Genomic DNA, 14603 nt, shown 5'->3' on the forward strand with positions numbered 1-14603 from the left:
TATTTTTGTTTTGATGCTTAATGTTCCACTGAAAACTCTTTCTCCAACTCGATAGATTTTGGGAAAAGGATATTATTTTCCAGATGGATATGTTGGTGTAAATCGTTCTCGAAATCCTGAAGCATTGCAAATGTCACTTTGTAGGTGTTGCAGGCATCGGCTGGCGGCGTATATTCGTTTGTGAGTTCTGCAATTTGTCGTAGGCGTTCCCCTTCCACGGTATGTTCGTGCTTCATCATATTTACCGGATTTTCTACTGTTCCGAAAGGCGGCTGCGGAATAGCACTGCCATCAATCTTGGCTTTCACCATATTTTTGATGAATGGGAAAAGCATCAGTTCCTCTTTTTTCAGATGTGCGCCCAGATCCTGTGCAGAAGCATCAAACAATTCTTTAATTTCGAATAATTCCGGATGACGACCGCCGTGCACTTTACAAAGTTTGTCTAAGAAAGCCTGTAAAATAGGCGTTTTTTCATACACGTAGCGGTGATGGATTTTCTCTACATAATCTGCCAGCAAGTCCAGTGGCCAGCTTTTAAAATCGATGGAGCCACCATTATCCTGAGGAAGATTTTCAATCTCTGCATAAATTGAATTGGCATCCAGCATTTTGTTTTCGCAGGCAACCTCTATGGTTCTTCCGCCTTTGCAGCAAAAATCGATACCATTTTTTTTGAAAATAGCTGCCGTTCTGAAATCTTCAGCTACAATCTCTCCTATAAAATCTGTCTTGATATTCATAATTAAATACTTTTTTATCTTTTATTATTTTAAAATTTTTTTATTTTGATTTTCTGGTTTTTAGTTTTCTGATTGGATATAGTTCATTATCAATAAATCTCCTATTTTACTATAAACAACTCTGCTTTTTAGTTTGTTCAAGCCTATTATTTGTCATTCCGAAGGAATCCATTCAGAATAAGTCCTTAATTCCTCATCAGTAAATTGAGATTCCTACGGAATGACAAAATAGTATTGAATAAGTTGTTAATCTATTTTTTAAGTGAAAGGATATATTTTACCATTTTCTGAGCGTTCTCTTTGCTGAGTCCGGCGTGCGGTGTCATCGGGATATCGCCCCAAACACCTTTTCCGCCATCAATCACTTTTTGTGCAAGATGGTCGATATCGGCTTCGGTATATTTTGCTGCTACGTCCTGATAAGCCGGTCCCACCAATTTAGAATCTACCTTGTGACAAGACAGGCAGTCTGCGCCTTCTACAAGAGCTTTGCCTTCGTCTTCGGGCTTTGCTGCGGCTGTTGTTGAAGCAGTATCAGCAGATGCTGCAGGTTTTGGTTCCTCCATCATTGTATTGGATTCTGTTGTGGGCTGCTGTTCTGCTACTTGTTCTTTTTTTTCTGAGCAAGAAGTGATGGTAAGAGAGAGCAAAATTGCTGTAAAAAATAAGTTTTTCATTACTAAAGATTTTTATGGATTATAATTCTATTTGTTTTTTAATTTCTTTTACAAGGTCATCATCGCCGGAGTCCAAACCTTCTTTTTGATAAGCTAAAGTTCCTTTTTTGGAATAGACACTGATGATATTGGAGTGGGAAAACTCTATCGGGGAGATTTCTTTGTATTTAACAGCCATTACGTTGGCGAGTTCCCGCGTATCATCTTCATTGCTGCGGATAAATGTCCATTGTTTTTCATCGAATTTATTGGTATCCAGATAAGCTTTCATTACCTGCGGTGTATCGTTTTTCGGATCAATGGAAATCAAAACATACTGGATGTCTTCCGGATTGGTTTTTCCTACTTTTTGGGAGATGGTTCTCATCTCGGCAGTGAGTCTCGGGCAAGCGGTTTTACACGATGTAAAAATCATTGCAGTAACCAGAACTTTCCCTTTCATATCAGAAAACGTAATGGTTTTACCGTCCTGTTTCTCCCATTTGGAACTGACATTATAAATGGAATCCGGACTTATTTCTTCGTTTTTTTTGCTGCAGGACAAACTTGCCATTGCCAACAAAATATAAAGTAAGTTTTTCATTTTTTTTAATTTTTAAAATCTCTTGCACATCGGAAACCGAGATTGTTGAGACAGTTGTTAGCTTTGATACTTCCGCGAAGTGCATAACGCACAAAGGCAGCATAATTTCTAAGATCCGAAGCGGTAATGGCGCCACCGGCACAAAACAAAGACTCGTTGGTGGTATTGTCTTTTCTGGATTCTCCGCTCATCATCACCGAGTTGAAATCGTACGTCCATTCCCAAACCATTCCGTACATATCGTAAACGCCGTAAAAATTGGGTTCACCTTGTCTTACAACTTTATTCATATTGCTTTTCCGCTGTTGGTATTCTCTAAGTATAAAATCTGTAAAATGAGGTTTATCAGAAGCATTTTTAGAACTGCGGTCTGCAAGTCCTACATATTCCCATTCTTCTATTGTTGGAAGCCTTTTGCCCACACTTTTGGCATACGCTTCTGCGGCAAACCAGGAAACATTGGTTACGGGAGCGTCGGGATTTATTTTTTCCGGAAGCTGATAATCGCCTTTCCAATGTTTGAGGTAAGTGCTGTCTGCGTATAACCGAAGCACTTTGCTTCTGGTCCATTGAGGATTAGCTTTCAGAAATGTGAGATATTCTGCATTGGTCACCGGGCTGTTATCAATATAAAAAGATTTTACTTTAATAATATTGTTAGAATCTTTTCCGATAAAAGCTCTGTACGATCCGCTGTCTATTTTCATCATTTTTTTTGAACTGGAAATGAATTCTAACTGATGATCTGCTATAGACGTACTCTGATGACTTTTGGGAGTTTGTGAACAGGAAGCTAAACCCAAATTCAGGATGACTGCACAAATGATGATAAAAACTCTCATTGCTTTGTATTTGCTAAACCTCAATGAAACAAGAAAAAAAATTATGGATTCTTTTTATAAACTGCAGGATTATCCGGTCCTGTAACTTTAATTTTGCCTAAAGCTCCTTTGTTGAAAGCTCTGAAAATTGCGTGGTCAACAATCACATATTCACCGGGAACGGTTGCTTTGAACTCTACAATAGACGCTCCACCAGGAGGAATAACCGTGGTCTGTACATTTTCATTGATTTTGCTGCCGCCTTCCATATACACTCTGTCGAAGATTTCCCCGATCACGTGGAAAGAAGACGTAAGGTTCGGACCACCGTTTCCTACGAAAAAACGTACAGTTTCACCTACTTTTGCCTGCAATTCGCCATCGCCCAAAAGAGCTCCGGTTTTTCCGTTAAATACAACATATTCCGGATGTTCTGAAATGGCTTTATCCATATCGAATTCCTGAAGACCTTTGTCACCAAATTTCCCTTTGGTGTAGAAATCGCCCTGCATAATGTAGTATTCTTTGTCCACTTTTGGCAGTCCGCCTTCCGGTTCGATAAGGATGAGACCGTACATTCCGTTGGCAATGTGCATTCCTACAGGAGCTGTGGCACAATGGTAAACATAAAGTCCGGGATTCAGTGCTTTAAAATTGAAAACTTTTTCCGTTCCCGGCGCTACGAAAGTGGCTTCTGCACCGCCACCGGGACCATTAACAGCGTGGAGGTCGATGTTGTGAGGGAATGTATTGTTTTCATTATTTTTTAAGTGAAGTTCGATTTCATCGCCTACCCTTGCACGGATAAAACTTCCCGGAACCGTTCCGTTGAAAGTCCAGAAATTATATTGCGTACCGTCTGCCAATTCGCCGGTCTTCTCGATAGTTTCCAGACGAACGACAACTTTCTTTGCTACACGATCTCCAACGGGAGCCGGCACGTTGGGCGGTGCTACAGATTTTTGCTGTTCTACGGAACCGTCTGTTTTAATTTTTTCTGTATCTGAATTATTTTCAGAGCTTGTAGAATTGTTTTGTTTACAGGAATTCAGACTGATGAAAGCTGATAAAACTGTTGCGATGATGAATGTCTTTTTCATAACTGAAATATTTGAGTAACATTTAGTACCAATAAATTAAAAAGATAAAAACACCTTTTAGTATTTTATTGTAATAATTTTTTTTATTGTTTTAGGAATGTCAGTTTTAAATCCAGATTTTCTACAAAAAGTTGAATTCTAGATTCTTCCAACATTGTTTTTATTTCCTGTCGTATGTGTTTAAAATCATTATGGATAGGACAAGGGTGATCTTCCGAACATTCTTTAAGACCAAGACCGCAACCCGAAAATAGTTTGTCACCATCTATTTCTCTCACAATATCAGCTACAGACTGTTCAAGATTGGCATCATCCATATAGAAACCACCGTTGGGTCCTTTTGCCGATTGCACAAAACCTTTTCTACTGAGATCCTGAAGTATTTTTGCAATGAAATATTCCGGAGAATCTATACCCGATGAAATATCTTTGATGCCTATCCGACTTCCATCTTTCGATTTCTGCGCAATAAAGATCAAGGCTCGTATGGCGTATTCACAGGTTTTAGAAAACATTTGTTATTTTTATAAAACAAAGATAAAAATATTAAGACAAATAAAAGACAAATTAGTATTTTATTTAATTGATATTTATCATTCCCATTCCAACAGTCTCCTTTCGCCTTCTATTTTTTTCGTTTCAGAAATATCCTGAGACATTTCAATTACACCCCGGTAATTTTTCTGAGCATCCCGAACAGCAAAATATCGAACATAAATCAACTTCTCTTTATAGTTAAACCAAAATGATGCTTCATTTTGTTCTCCTTTCCGAAATGCCTCTACTATTTTCAATACTGTATCAACACTTTTTGGAGGATGGCAGAATTTTACCTCCCTTCCGATGATCCCCGCACTTCTGGGGAAAACACGTTCTTCTCCTCGATTATAGAAGATCACTCTGTCATTTTCATCGACATAGGTCAAATCTAAAGGTAAAGTTCTAAATAATAGATTCACTTGTTCAATTGTCATATATCCTTCGTCGAAATGTGATGCATTTTCATCAAAAACGACATCGGTTCTTACGACTGTATCTTCTGATGGATGTACATATTGATTGTCTTCAGGATATTTTGCGGGAGGCTTGCTAAGCATCCAGCCGATCTCATCTTCTCCTTCACGCATTTTGATCCATTCATCCTCTGTAAGAATATCCAAAGCGTTAGGAAACAAAACTGTTTTCTCAACCGCTATTAGATTCCTCAAATTCTGTCCTGCATACTCTGTATTTTCCATCGCAGAATCCAGATCTTTTTCATCGATATTTTTTCTGATGATCCTGAAAATTTCCCTTATTGTATCGTGGAAAGACCACATATTTCTGGAAGGCCCTGTCCATCCTTTCTGCTCTAAAAACGGAAACAGTTGATTTTCTTTTCTTTCAAATCGTCTTTCAACGGTTGCCAGTTGATTGAAAAGATTGTAAAACTTCTGAAATTCTTCGTTTGCATTTGTATTGTTCAGTTCTTCTAACAAAGAAATAATTATTTCTTCTTCGATCAAATAAGTTTGAACAGGATGTCCTGATTTAAATTGATTTTTATCCATTTATTTTTTAATAAAATATTAATATCTTTTTATCTTCTATTTAAAAATAAAAAAACTTTTCTAACTAGGCGTTTTGTTCTTTAATAATAGAATTACGACAAATTTAAGATTAGAATTTCAAATAAAAGAGTGTTTTGTCTTTTATTATTCTGATTTATGTCATTTGATTTAATGCTTGCCTCCATTTATTATTTTATAGATATGTAAAATTCCAGGAAATATCGCATCCATTGACTCCTCCGCTCCTTTTGTAGAACCAGGAAGTGCAATGACCAATGTCTCACCAATCATTCCGGCAATACTTCTGGAAAGCATTGAATAAGGAGTTCGTAATTGTCCGTAATTTCTAATGGCTTCTGCAACTCCGGGAATTTCTCTTTCTAAAAGCGGACGAACTGCTTCCGGTGTTACATCTCTTTTCGAAAGTCCTGTTCCTCCAGTGATCATTACAAGGGAAATTCCGTTTTGGACGTAAAAGTTTATTTTGCTTTGAATTTCCACAATCTCGTCAGGAATAATGATATAATCATCAATACTCACGAGGTTTTTCTCCAATGCTGAAATAATCGCCTTTCCTGCTTTATCTTCTTTTTTCCCTGCAAAAATACTGTCTGAACAAACTATTACGGAAGCGTTAATTCCCACTCCAGAATCCTTGAGGTCTGATTTACCACCTTTTTTCTCGATCAGTCTGATATTTCTGATTTCTATATTTTTATCAATCGGTTTCAGCATATCATACATTGTGAGTGCCACAACAGAAGCTGAATGCATCGCCTCGACTTCTACCCCGGTTTTATAAATTGTATGAATTTCAGATGTGATATAAATTTCCAAATCTCTGATCTCAAATTGTATGGAAGTATATTCTATCGGAATAGGATGACAATCAGGAATAACATCACTGGTTTTTTTGGCAGCAAATAATCCCGCCGTTTTTGACATCTCAAAAACATTGCCCTTCGGAACAGAATTGTTGACAATCGCATCAATCGTTTCTTGTGAACTAACGCTCAGGACAGCCTCAGCCATAGCTTTTCTGAGGGTATTATTTTTATGAGTAATATTAACCATATACTTATTGCTTATTTTCTTTCCAAGTGTGAGAGTTATCTTCCAGTATTTCTTTGCCCCATAAAGGAACTTCTTTCTTAATCCTATCAACCATTTCATCACAGGCGTTGATGGCTTCCTTACGATGCGCAGCTGAAGTGAAAACGAAGAGGCAGATTTCACCCACCTTGATTTCCCCCAACGAATGGTAAATATGTGCACAGGTTAACCCATATTTTGCAATAATCTCTTCACGGATCTCATGTGCCTTTTCAAGAGCCATTTCTTTGTAAGCTGTAAAATGTATTGCTTGAACTTTTTTCTTGTCAATCATATCTTCGCGGATCTGACCAAGAAAAATACTGTGTCCGCCAATCGTGGTTTTGACCGTATGCTTGGTAATGCTTTCAGCAACGAATATTGGATTGATAGGACCTTCGATAAAAATATCTTTGATTTTTTTCATTGTAAAATTGATTTTATGCCTGATTTAAAATGTTTTATTTCTTTATCCGGAAAATGACTTTTTAAAAGTTTTACCGCTTTCTGACTCCTGATTCCTGAAACACATACAAAACAGATCGATGTATAGCCATTCAATCTTTCCAAATTTTCTTCAAGTGTGCCAAATGGAAGTTCTAAAATCTTCATTGCTGAAATTTTAGGCTGTTCGTCCTCTTCTCTTACATCGATCAAAATGCTTTTGTCATGATTTAAAAACGATTGAAGTTCTGAAAATGAATTTATTTCATCATTTTTATTAAGACTACAGAATTCTTCATAATCAAAATTTTGAAATTCTTCGATGGTTTTTGGTCCCGCTTTTTCTTGATTTTCATTAAATTTAATTTTCATTGATTGATAATTTTTGGTATTAAAAATCAGTAACTGATGAATCAAAGTCTCGGCTGAACCGCTTAATAACTTGATGACTTCATTCGCCTGAAAAGTTCCGATAACAGCCGAATGCGTAGGCAAAACTCCCGCTTCATTACAATTTGGAACTTCACTCTGATTGGGCGGAACCGGAAATAAATCTCTATAATTGGTCATTTGATCTTCCTTCTCCACATTGAAGACCGAAACCTGACCTTCATCTCGAAAAAGAGATGCATAGACCAAAGGTTTTTTCATCAGATAGCAGGCGTCGTTCAATAAATACCTTGTGGCAAAATTATCTGTACAGTCTACCACTACATCAAAATTATGGATGATCGACAAAACATTTTTATTTGTTATCATTTCCTGAAATGCTATAATATCGATCTCAGAGTTGATTTTACTTAAATGTTCTACAGCAGCAATAACCTTAGGCACTCCTACATCCTGTTCACTATATAAATACTGACGATGAAGATTCTCAAATTCTATGGTGTCAAAATCCGCTACTCCAACCACTCCTACTCCCGTAGATACCAAAATCTGCATCACAGGACATCCCAGGCCACCCGCTCCGACCACCAAAACCGAAGATCTTGAAAGTTTTTCCTGTGTAGAAATTCCGAAACCCGGAAGTATGATCTGTCTGTTATATCTTTTTATATTCATTTTAATTAAATTTTAACCACCTGAATACGGCGGTAATAATGCGATTTCAGATGTATCAGATATCAGTTGGTTATTATCTGCTTTTAATCCGTCAACAGCAACCAAAAAAGTAGTTTCTTTTAATCTTGGAAATTCTTTATCAAGCATCAATTTCAGCTCAGCGATGGATATATTGTTTTCCAAAGAAAAATTATATTCATCGGTATTAAAGATCTCCGTAAGTTTTCCAAATATTTTTAGTTTCATTTTAATTAAATTTAAAAATGATAATTCACTGCTGTAATGAAGTTTCTGCCCTCTTTTGGATAGCCATAAGAAAGGTAATAATTTCGATCGAATAAATTTCTAACACCAAAATCGAAGTTGACTTCTTTGACAATATTTACCGATAATTTTGCATTAAGCGTGTATCCGAATTTTGCACTCAATCTCACATCCATAGATTCAGAATTCACTCTTTCTAATGATGGTTGCAACTGTGTTCTGTCAAATTTTCTTGAAATCAGATAATTATCAACTTTCAATAAAGAAGCAGAACCCATTATGTAAAATTTATCTTGTCTGGTTCCGATGTTGAGCGCCGTAAAATAAGAATTCACACCCGTTCCGTCTGCAAAACCAACGCCCGATTGACCATCAATATCCAAAGCTTTGATAGGTTTTCTGGATACTATGTTCACAGCTCCACCCATCGTATTTGATCCGTATTGCACGCAAACCAAACCTTTTTTCCACAGAAATACTGTTAATGTCAAAAGTCGTAAAACGGCTCAAATCAAAATTGCCATCATAAGGCGTGTAAATAGGAATGCCATCAAAAAAAACAGGCGTTCTTAGCGAGTTGAATCCCCTAACCAAAATACTTCCCTCGTTTCTTGCATCCATTTGCGTAATGCTTACTCCGGGTAAAAGATTGACCGCATCTACAACATTCGTTTTATTAAAATCCTGAATCAACTGCGTATCAATCTTATGAATTGGGCCTTCATTTTTCTCTTTTCCAAAGATATTCACTTCCTGGATTTCGTAATAATTCTTTACAGAATCTACCTTTGTTTTTTCCTGTGCGAACACGTTCAATGATAGCAGAATTGCTCCTGCCACTGCATAATTCTTATTCATTGCTATAAATTTTTGTTGAATATAATTTCTGCATTCCGGAAGTTTTCGGGCGTATTTATATTTAAAAGTTGATGCTCAAAACTGTCTTCGAAATCTATGTAATGAGCGTTTTGTTGTTCCAGAAAGCTCGTCATTCTGAGGTTTCCGTTGTCGATGGTTTTCTTTAAATCATTCAGAATAGAAAAAGGATAAATGCCCAAAACCGGATATATTTTTTCGCCAAAACGCACGACATTAATTCTGTATTCTACTTTTTTTTGAAGAATATTTTCAATCAAATCCGAAGAAACGAAGGGCATATCGCAACTGCAAACAAAAATATCTTCCTGGCAAAATTCTAAGGCGGAGCGAATTCCACCCATCGGACCTTTTTGTGTTGTAACATCTTTAATAATGCCCTTCGAAATTGGATAATTTGAATGATTTCCTGAAATAAAAATCTCATCAAAAACAAAAGACAAATTATCGATAATGTGCTGTATCAAGGTTTTTCTGCCCAAAATCATCGAGGCTTTATCTTGTCCCATTCTGGAGCTTTTGCCTCCTGCTATAATGATGGCTTTCATTTTTTTGATTTTATTTAAAATTTTTAAACATCAAAAAATCTCATCTTCAGAAAATTTCATAAAATATTCCTCGGCTGTTTTGAATTTTTCCACAATTTTTTTTCCGTAATCTGTGAGTGAACTTTTTCCACCGGATTTCCCACCCGCTTCTTTGATGACGATTTCTTTGGACGAATTGGCGTTGATGTCCCGCACAATTCCCCACGCCTTTCGATACGGAATTTACAAAATTTTTGAGGCTTCTGTGATAGAACCCAACTCGTCAATTTGTTCTAAAAGTCGGGCTCTTCCGATGCCGATATTCAGTCCGGATTCGGTTTCAATCCAGATTCTGCCTTTGATTTTCAGACTTTCCATATTTTGACTTTTTCTCCGATGTTGATTTCAGTTGCGCCGTCGGGAAACTCCACCAAACAGTTGGCTTGTGCTACAGAATCCATTTTATAAGATTCCTGTGCGTTGAGAATGAGCACTTTTCCTTTTGTGTAAAATGCTTTCAGAAACTGGGTTTGATCCTTGTTTTTCTTCTTTGCAAAAGATTCCGAAATGGCAAAATCTTGTTCTTCATCAAACTCTTTTCGTCCAAAACAACCGAGCAAAAACGGCTTCACATATTGATGATAGCAGGAGAAAACAGAAGCGGGATTTCCGGGCAACGCAAAAACAAATTTCTCTTCAAGTTTTCCGAAGTACAAAGGTTTTCCGGGTTTCTGTCTTATTTTATAAAATAATTCTGAAACACCTATTTTTTCCAAAGCCGGTTTCACATAATCATAATCTCCGACAGAAATCCCACCGGTAATTAATAAAATATCCACCGTTTCTAAGCCATTTTTTATAGCAGAAAAAGTTGCTTCTTCAGTATCTCCTACGTGATAGACGAACGAAAACTGATGATTGATTTCAGATAAAGCTGATTGAAGTGTGTACGTATTAGAATTGTAAATTTCGCCATCCAGAAGTGGTTTTCCTATTTCTACTAACTCATTTCCGGTATACAAAAGTCCTATATTTAATTTTTTGTAAACTCCTATTTTCTCAATTCCAAATCCTGCCAAAAACCCGATGACTGCGTGATTGACCAACGTATTTTCTTCAATTATTTTTGTTCCGACTTTGGTTTGAGAACCTTTCAAACGAATATTTTCACCTTTTGAAATTTCATCATCATTAAATTGAATTCGGTCGACAATTCTGGTCGTTTTTTCCTGCATAATCACGGTATCGACACCATCAGGAATTTTTGCTCCCGTAAAAATGCGCACGGCTTCTCCTCTATTCAAAACAAAATCGATTTTTGAAATCCCAGCTGGAATAATTTCAGTGACATTTAATTCTGAAAAATCTGCCAAATCATCAAATCGAAATCCATAACCATCCATCGCAGAATTGTCGAAAGACGGAACATCTAATGTTGCAAAAATCGGTTCTGAGGTGTAAGAACCTTGTGCTTCTAAAATTGAGAGCGTCACTTTTTCTGTACGAAAAATTTGTGTTTCGATTATTTTTTTAGCTTCAGAAACGGAGATGAAATGGTTCATTTTTGATGAATGTTGAATGTTTGATGATGGAAGATGGAAGTCTTTAAGGTAATTTCTTACACAATTTCGACTTATTTCACTCGGGTTACTTCGATGCTTTTCAGCCATTTTACGTGGCGCGAACCGGTTTTCGTATCAGTCATACTTACTAAAATCATTTCTCCTTTTTCTTTCAGCGGTTTTCCGTTTTGCTCAAACAATACGAATACTTTTTCGCCAGTCGGATTGTTGAATAATTCTGCCCAGGAAAAGGTGGCTTTGTAATCGTCTGAAGCTCTTGCAACGATGTAGAAATTGCGGTCTTTATGCTCTTGTTGTGCGATTTTTGCTTTTTCCAAAATGTCGGTTAGCAAAACTCCTTTTGTAGATTCTACGCTATCTTTGGTCAATCCTGTCTGGCAAACAATTTTGAAATCGTTGAGTTCTACGACTTTCATTTTTTTCAAAGAATCGACCGTTAAAGTCAATGGTGTTACGACATCCCCTGTTACTTTTATTTCTTTACTCACATATTTTAAATCATCTTTCTCGTCGTGTTTGTGGTTTTCTTTTTCTTCAGAATGTTTTTGAGAAGTTTTTGCAGAATTATCCGTCGCTGGATTGGTTGCTTCAGATTTTTTGCATTGTACCATTGTGACTGCAATCATCACAATCGTAATCAAATTGGATAATATTTTCATTGGTAATTATTTACGAATTGTCTGAAATCTTATCGTTATGTTTTTTTTATCCTATCGGTTGGCAAAATTTTTATCCGCCAATTTTTATCATACTTCTGTTGATGATTTTTTGGTTGTTTACATTTTCCATTTCGGAGAATTGTCCGCCTTTTTCTTTATGTTTTTTGATGATTCCCAATTTGATCAGTTCAGTTAAACTTTCATTATTTCTGAAAGATTTTAACAAATCAAATTCATCTGCGCCGAAAAGACAATTTTTCATTTTTCCGTCGGATGTGATGCGGATTCGGTTACAACCAGCACAAAATGAGTTGCTCATTGTGGAAATCAAACCAAAAACGCCCTTACTTTCTGCATCAATTCTGTATTTTCTTGACGTATCATTTTTATGGTCTTCCACCTTTTCGAAAGTGAAATGTTCTGAAACCAAAGTGAGCATTTCGGAAATCGGAATGACTTTATTTTTCTCCCAAGAATTCCCTGTGAAAGGCATAAATTCTATAAACCTCAACTCAATCGGATAATGATGAGAAAGTGCGATAAATTCTGGGATTTCGTCTTCATTAAAACCTCGCATTACAACAACATTTAGTTTTACATTGAACCCACGTTTTATGCTTTCTTTAATATTGTCCCAAACCGTTTGAAAAAGATCTCTTTTTGTAATATATTTAAACTTTTCCCGGTCGAGCGAATCGATACTGATATTGAGATTTTTGATGTTACATTCAGCAAGCAAATCAAAATATTTATGAAGCAGCACACCATTGGTTGTAATCCCAATATTCGCTCCCAATGTAGAAAGTTGTTTAATAATGGTCTCAAAATCATTTCTTACCAAAGGTTCACCACCTGTAATTCTGATCTTATTGATATTAAATTGTTGTACAAAAATTTTAGAAATTTCGAAAATTTCCTGACTGTTCATCAACTCGATGGATGGTGTGCTTTTGAACGGTTCATCGGGCATACAATACAGACATCGGAAATTGCAACTATCGGTAATCGAGAGTCGGAGATAATCATGTTTTCGTCCGAAGGAATCGAGTAAATCAGTAGGCTTTGTCATCGTTTTCAGCTTCTGAATTTTTGATTTGTCCAGTCGGAATATCGGGTACATATCTCAAAAAGAAAATAGTACACAGAAATATAACAACAGAACCGATTGCGGAATACCAAGCAAAATCGATATGTTCTTTGTCTAAAGCTTTGTTAATGGTTCCGAACAAAAGCCACATCTGCATACTGACCAACAAGATGTAAATGCTGATGATGGCAACCAACATCTCGTTGACGCGGAATGTTACTTTTTTGATGGGTTTCTTTCGTATTGACATTTTGTTATTTTTTAATTTATTTTGAACCGTCGAATTGTTGCAACCCGGCTTAACGGTAATCCTTTTTTCGTTGAGAAAAGCCTATGCAAAAAAGATTGACTTCCTCGAACCACTTTCGTAGGTCTGGGAGTGAAATACGGAAATTGTTGCCTAAATAATCATCGTTCTATCCGTGACCGTGCGTTTCCTTGGCTTCTTTGATGAAATCTGTCACGAAAATTTTATCATCTTTGATGACAACCGTTAATTGTGGAAGAGGTCTTGGTGGCGGGCCTTGAATGACAGAACCATCGTCGGGATTGAAAAAACCGTGATGACAAGGACATTCTATTACTTTTTCATCGTGATTGTATAGAACGGAACACGAAAGATGCGTGCATTTTTGCTCGAAAACCTTCCATTTGTCTTCGGCTAATCTGATAAGCATGTAAGGATTTCTGTGATCTTCGTTGATGTAGAAAGTCCGCATTCCTCCAATATTAAGGTCGGTGGTCAATCCCACGAAATATTCGCCGAGTTTTTCTTCTTTTTTGAAATAATTAAACACCGGAATCGCCACATTTGCTAATGCTAAAGTCCCAGAAAAAAAGGTAATGAGTTTGATGAATTCTTTGCGGGAAACGTAAGCTGCCTCTCGTTTTTTGATGGGGAAATCGGCTTTCCAGGCGGGGATTTTTTTATTATCTTCTGACATAGTACTATGATTAAAAAACTTTTAATTCTTCGCTGCCTTTCGGCATCATTATATTCACTTTGGTATTCACGACTTCTTTCCCGAAAATAAAGCGGTTGACTGGCGAACTGTTTGGTCTTTTCTTCGCAACATTTTCTCTGGTATCAAAGGTTAATGCGCCACTCGGACAAACTGTTGCACACATTGGCTTGAGTCCAGTACTTGTTCTGTCGTAGCACATGTTGCATTTCATCATCAGCATTGCGCTTTGGTCCGGAATCTGTGGAACTCCGAACGGACAACCGATGACACAATTGGCACAACCGATGCATTTGGAAGTATCTGCCGTGTGTACGATTCCATATTCGTCTTTTGTGATTGCGTCTGCCGGACAAACGTTTGCGCAAATCGGGTCTTCGCAGTGCATACAAACCTGAACTGTGGTCTGAATCGTCTCTGCTCTGTCAACATAATGAATATGAATCATCGAGGTTTCTCCGTTGGTTTCACACTCCGCACAAGCCATCTCGCACGAGTGACAGCCGATGCATCGCTGCATATCCACGAAAAACTCCATATCATTAAATTTTTCAAATTGCTCCGCCATAA

The 14603-nt window shown here is 37.0% G+C and carries 22 protein-coding genes; all 22 read right to left on the reverse strand.

From position 1 onward, the window contains the following. Positions 1–17 precede the first annotated feature (17 nt). The 22 genes from ric to EL165_RS06190 all read right to left on the reverse strand — a co-directional run bounded on the left by ric (position 18) and on the right by EL165_RS06190 (position 14601). Positions 18–743 carry an iron-sulfur cluster repair di-iron protein gene (ric, locus tag EL165_RS06090; RefSeq protein WP_002978664.1) on the reverse strand — a complete coding sequence of 242 codons (726 nt, stop codon included), beginning with the start codon at positions 741–743 and terminating at the stop codon, positions 18–20. 251 nt (positions 744–994) lie between these two features. Continuing rightward, positions 995–1420, reverse strand: a complete 426-nt coding sequence (locus EL165_RS06095; RefSeq protein WP_002978663.1) for a c-type cytochrome — start codon at positions 1418–1420, stop codon at positions 995–997. A gap of 19 nt (positions 1421–1439) precedes the next feature. Continuing rightward, on the reverse strand, positions 1440–2003 hold the full coding sequence (locus EL165_RS06100; RefSeq protein WP_002978662.1) for an SCO family protein: 564 nt from the start codon (positions 2001–2003) through the stop codon (positions 1440–1442). Positions 2004–2008: 5 nt separating this feature from the next. Continuing rightward, positions 2009–2845 (reverse strand): formylglycine-generating enzyme family protein, encoded by an 837-nt coding sequence (locus tag EL165_RS06105; RefSeq protein WP_002978660.1) that lies wholly within the window; start codon positions 2843–2845, stop codon positions 2009–2011. Positions 2846–2886: 41 nt separating this feature from the next. Continuing rightward, positions 2887–3924: a copper-containing nitrite reductase gene (gene nirK / locus EL165_RS06110; protein WP_002978658.1), complete on the reverse strand. Its 1038-nt coding sequence runs from the start codon at positions 3922–3924 to the stop codon at positions 2887–2889. Positions 3925–4007: 83 nt separating this feature from the next. Beyond that, complete coding sequence (locus EL165_RS06115; protein ID WP_002978656.1) at positions 4008–4439, reverse strand: RrF2 family transcriptional regulator; 432 nt, start codon at positions 4437–4439, stop codon at positions 4008–4010. Between the two features lie 78 nt (positions 4440–4517). Next, on the reverse strand, positions 4518–5474 hold the full coding sequence (locus EL165_RS06120) for a DUF438 domain-containing protein (RefSeq protein ID WP_002978654.1): 957 nt from the start codon (positions 5472–5474) through the stop codon (positions 4518–4520). A gap of 168 nt (positions 5475–5642) precedes the next feature. Then, positions 5643–6548, reverse strand: a complete 906-nt coding sequence (gene moaCB, locus EL165_RS06125) for a bifunctional molybdenum cofactor biosynthesis protein MoaC/MoaB (RefSeq protein ID WP_002978652.1) — start codon at positions 6546–6548, stop codon at positions 5643–5645. A gap of 4 nt (positions 6549–6552) precedes the next feature. Further along, positions 6553–6993, reverse strand: coding sequence for a molybdenum cofactor biosynthesis protein MoaE (locus EL165_RS06130; RefSeq protein WP_002978650.1), 441 nt, complete (start codon positions 6991–6993; stop codon positions 6553–6555). Continuing rightward, positions 6990–8075, reverse strand: coding sequence for a HesA/MoeB/ThiF family protein (locus EL165_RS06135; protein WP_002978648.1), 1086 nt, complete (start codon positions 8073–8075; stop codon positions 6990–6992). Before EL165_RS06135 ends, EL165_RS06130 begins: the two co-directional genes overlap by 4 nt. A gap of 12 nt (positions 8076–8087) precedes the next feature. Then, positions 8088–8321: a MoaD/ThiS family protein gene (locus EL165_RS06140; RefSeq protein ID WP_002978646.1), complete on the reverse strand. Its 234-nt coding sequence runs from the start codon at positions 8319–8321 to the stop codon at positions 8088–8090. A gap of 11 nt (positions 8322–8332) precedes the next feature. Then, on the reverse strand, positions 8333–8755 hold the full coding sequence (locus EL165_RS26220) for a TonB-dependent receptor (RefSeq protein ID WP_164465341.1): 423 nt from the start codon (positions 8753–8755) through the stop codon (positions 8333–8335). Further along, the gene (locus tag EL165_RS26225) at positions 8712–9197 is read right to left on the reverse strand and encodes a Plug domain-containing protein (RefSeq protein WP_002978642.1); all 486 of its coding nucleotides are present in this window, start codon (positions 9195–9197) and stop codon (positions 8712–8714) included. Before EL165_RS26225 ends, EL165_RS26220 begins: the two co-directional genes overlap by 44 nt. Positions 9198–9199: 2 nt before the next feature. Beyond that, on the reverse strand, positions 9200–9763 hold the full coding sequence (locus EL165_RS06155) for a molybdenum cofactor guanylyltransferase (protein WP_002978641.1): 564 nt from the start codon (positions 9761–9763) through the stop codon (positions 9200–9202). A 30-nt stretch (positions 9764–9793) separates the two neighbouring features. After that, positions 9794–9958 carry a hypothetical protein gene (locus EL165_RS26230; RefSeq protein WP_002978639.1) on the reverse strand — a complete coding sequence of 55 codons (165 nt, stop codon included), beginning with the start codon at positions 9956–9958 and terminating at the stop codon, positions 9794–9796. Between the two features lie 27 nt (positions 9959–9985). Continuing rightward, positions 9986–10120 (reverse strand): hypothetical protein, encoded by a 135-nt coding sequence (locus tag EL165_RS26455; RefSeq protein WP_002978637.1) that lies wholly within the window; start codon positions 10118–10120, stop codon positions 9986–9988. Continuing rightward, complete coding sequence (locus EL165_RS06165; RefSeq protein ID WP_002978635.1) at positions 10108–11304, reverse strand: molybdopterin molybdotransferase MoeA; 1197 nt, start codon at positions 11302–11304, stop codon at positions 10108–10110. The genes EL165_RS26455 and EL165_RS06165 overlap by 13 nt, the downstream gene beginning before the upstream one ends. Positions 11305–11375: 71 nt before the next feature. Next, positions 11376–11984: a molybdopterin-dependent oxidoreductase gene (locus tag EL165_RS06170; RefSeq protein WP_002978633.1), complete on the reverse strand. Its 609-nt coding sequence runs from the start codon at positions 11982–11984 to the stop codon at positions 11376–11378. 70 nt (positions 11985–12054) lie between these two features. Then, positions 12055–13053, reverse strand: coding sequence for a GTP 3',8-cyclase MoaA (gene moaA / locus EL165_RS06175; RefSeq protein ID WP_041461448.1), 999 nt, complete (start codon positions 13051–13053; stop codon positions 12055–12057). Next, complete coding sequence (locus tag EL165_RS06180) at positions 13037–13321, reverse strand: DUF6755 family protein (protein ID WP_002978629.1); 285 nt, start codon at positions 13319–13321, stop codon at positions 13037–13039. Before EL165_RS06180 ends, moaA begins: the two co-directional genes overlap by 17 nt. Positions 13322–13487: 166 nt before the next feature. Next, positions 13488–14015: a QcrA and Rieske domain-containing protein gene (locus tag EL165_RS06185; RefSeq protein ID WP_002978627.1), complete on the reverse strand. Its 528-nt coding sequence runs from the start codon at positions 14013–14015 to the stop codon at positions 13488–13490. 10 nt (positions 14016–14025) lie between these two features. Next, positions 14026–14601: a 4Fe-4S dicluster domain-containing protein gene (locus EL165_RS06190; RefSeq protein ID WP_002978625.1), complete on the reverse strand. Its 576-nt coding sequence runs from the start codon at positions 14599–14601 to the stop codon at positions 14026–14028. Positions 14602–14603: the final 2 nt, after the last annotated feature.

The sequence above is a fragment of the Chryseobacterium gleum genome (assembly GCF_900636535.1).
In the GTDB taxonomy this organism is placed as follows: domain Bacteria; phylum Bacteroidota; class Bacteroidia; order Flavobacteriales; family Weeksellaceae; genus Chryseobacterium; species Chryseobacterium gleum.

What these genes read in the sequence shown, in the direction of transcription:
- ric (WP_002978664.1), bottom strand. Translation starts at nt 743, where the DNA reads ATGAATATCAAGACAGATTTTATAGGAGAGATTGTAGCTGAAGATTTC.
- EL165_RS06095 (WP_002978663.1), bottom strand. Translation starts at nt 1,420, where the DNA reads ATGAAAAACTTATTTTTTACAGCAATTTTGCTCTCTCTTACCATCACT.
- EL165_RS06100 (WP_002978662.1), bottom strand. Translation starts at nt 2,003, where the DNA reads ATGAAAAACTTACTTTATATTTTGTTGGCAATGGCAAGTTTGTCCTGC.
- EL165_RS06105 (WP_002978660.1), bottom strand. Translation starts at nt 2,845, where the DNA reads ATGAGAGTTTTTATCATCATTTGTGCAGTCATCCTGAATTTGGGTTTA.
- nirK (WP_002978658.1), bottom strand. Translation starts at nt 3,924, where the DNA reads ATGAAAAAGACATTCATCATCGCAACAGTTTTATCAGCTTTCATCAGT.
- EL165_RS06115 (WP_002978656.1), bottom strand. Translation starts at nt 4,439, where the DNA reads ATGTTTTCTAAAACCTGTGAATACGCCATACGAGCCTTGATCTTTATT.
- EL165_RS06120 (WP_002978654.1), bottom strand. Translation starts at nt 5,474, where the DNA reads ATGGATAAAAATCAATTTAAATCAGGACATCCTGTTCAAACTTATTTG.
- moaCB (WP_002978652.1), bottom strand. Translation starts at nt 6,548, where the DNA reads ATGGTTAATATTACTCATAAAAATAATACCCTCAGAAAAGCTATGGCT.
- EL165_RS06130 (WP_002978650.1), bottom strand. Translation starts at nt 6,993, where the DNA reads ATGAAAAAAATCAAAGATATTTTTATCGAAGGTCCTATCAATCCAATA.
- EL165_RS06135 (WP_002978648.1), bottom strand. Translation starts at nt 8,075, where the DNA reads ATGAATATAAAAAGATATAACAGACAGATCATACTTCCGGGTTTCGGA.
- EL165_RS06140 (WP_002978646.1), bottom strand. Translation starts at nt 8,321, where the DNA reads ATGAAACTAAAAATATTTGGAAAACTTACGGAGATCTTTAATACCGAT.
- EL165_RS26225 (WP_002978642.1), bottom strand. Translation starts at nt 9,197, where the DNA reads ATGAATAAGAATTATGCAGTGGCAGGAGCAATTCTGCTATCATTGAAC.
- EL165_RS06155 (WP_002978641.1), bottom strand. Translation starts at nt 9,763, where the DNA reads ATGAAAGCCATCATTATAGCAGGAGGCAAAAGCTCCAGAATGGGACAA.
- EL165_RS26455 (WP_002978637.1), bottom strand. Translation starts at nt 10,120, where the DNA reads ATGGAAAGTCTGAAAATCAAAGGCAGAATCTGGATTGAAACCGAATCC.
- EL165_RS06165 (WP_002978635.1), bottom strand. Translation starts at nt 11,304, where the DNA reads ATGAACCATTTCATCTCCGTTTCTGAAGCTAAAAAAATAATCGAAACA.
- EL165_RS06170 (WP_002978633.1), bottom strand. Translation starts at nt 11,984, where the DNA reads ATGAAAATATTATCCAATTTGATTACGATTGTGATGATTGCAGTCACA.
- moaA (WP_041461448.1), bottom strand. Translation starts at nt 13,053, where the DNA reads ATGACAAAGCCTACTGATTTACTCGATTCCTTCGGACGAAAACATGAT.
- EL165_RS06180 (WP_002978629.1), bottom strand. Translation starts at nt 13,321, where the DNA reads ATGTCAATACGAAAGAAACCCATCAAAAAAGTAACATTCCGCGTCAAC.
- EL165_RS06185 (WP_002978627.1), bottom strand. Translation starts at nt 14,015, where the DNA reads ATGTCAGAAGATAATAAAAAAATCCCCGCCTGGAAAGCCGATTTCCCC.
- EL165_RS06190 (WP_002978625.1), bottom strand. Translation starts at nt 14,601, where the DNA reads ATGGCGGAGCAATTTGAAAAATTTAATGATATGGAGTTTTTCGTGGAT.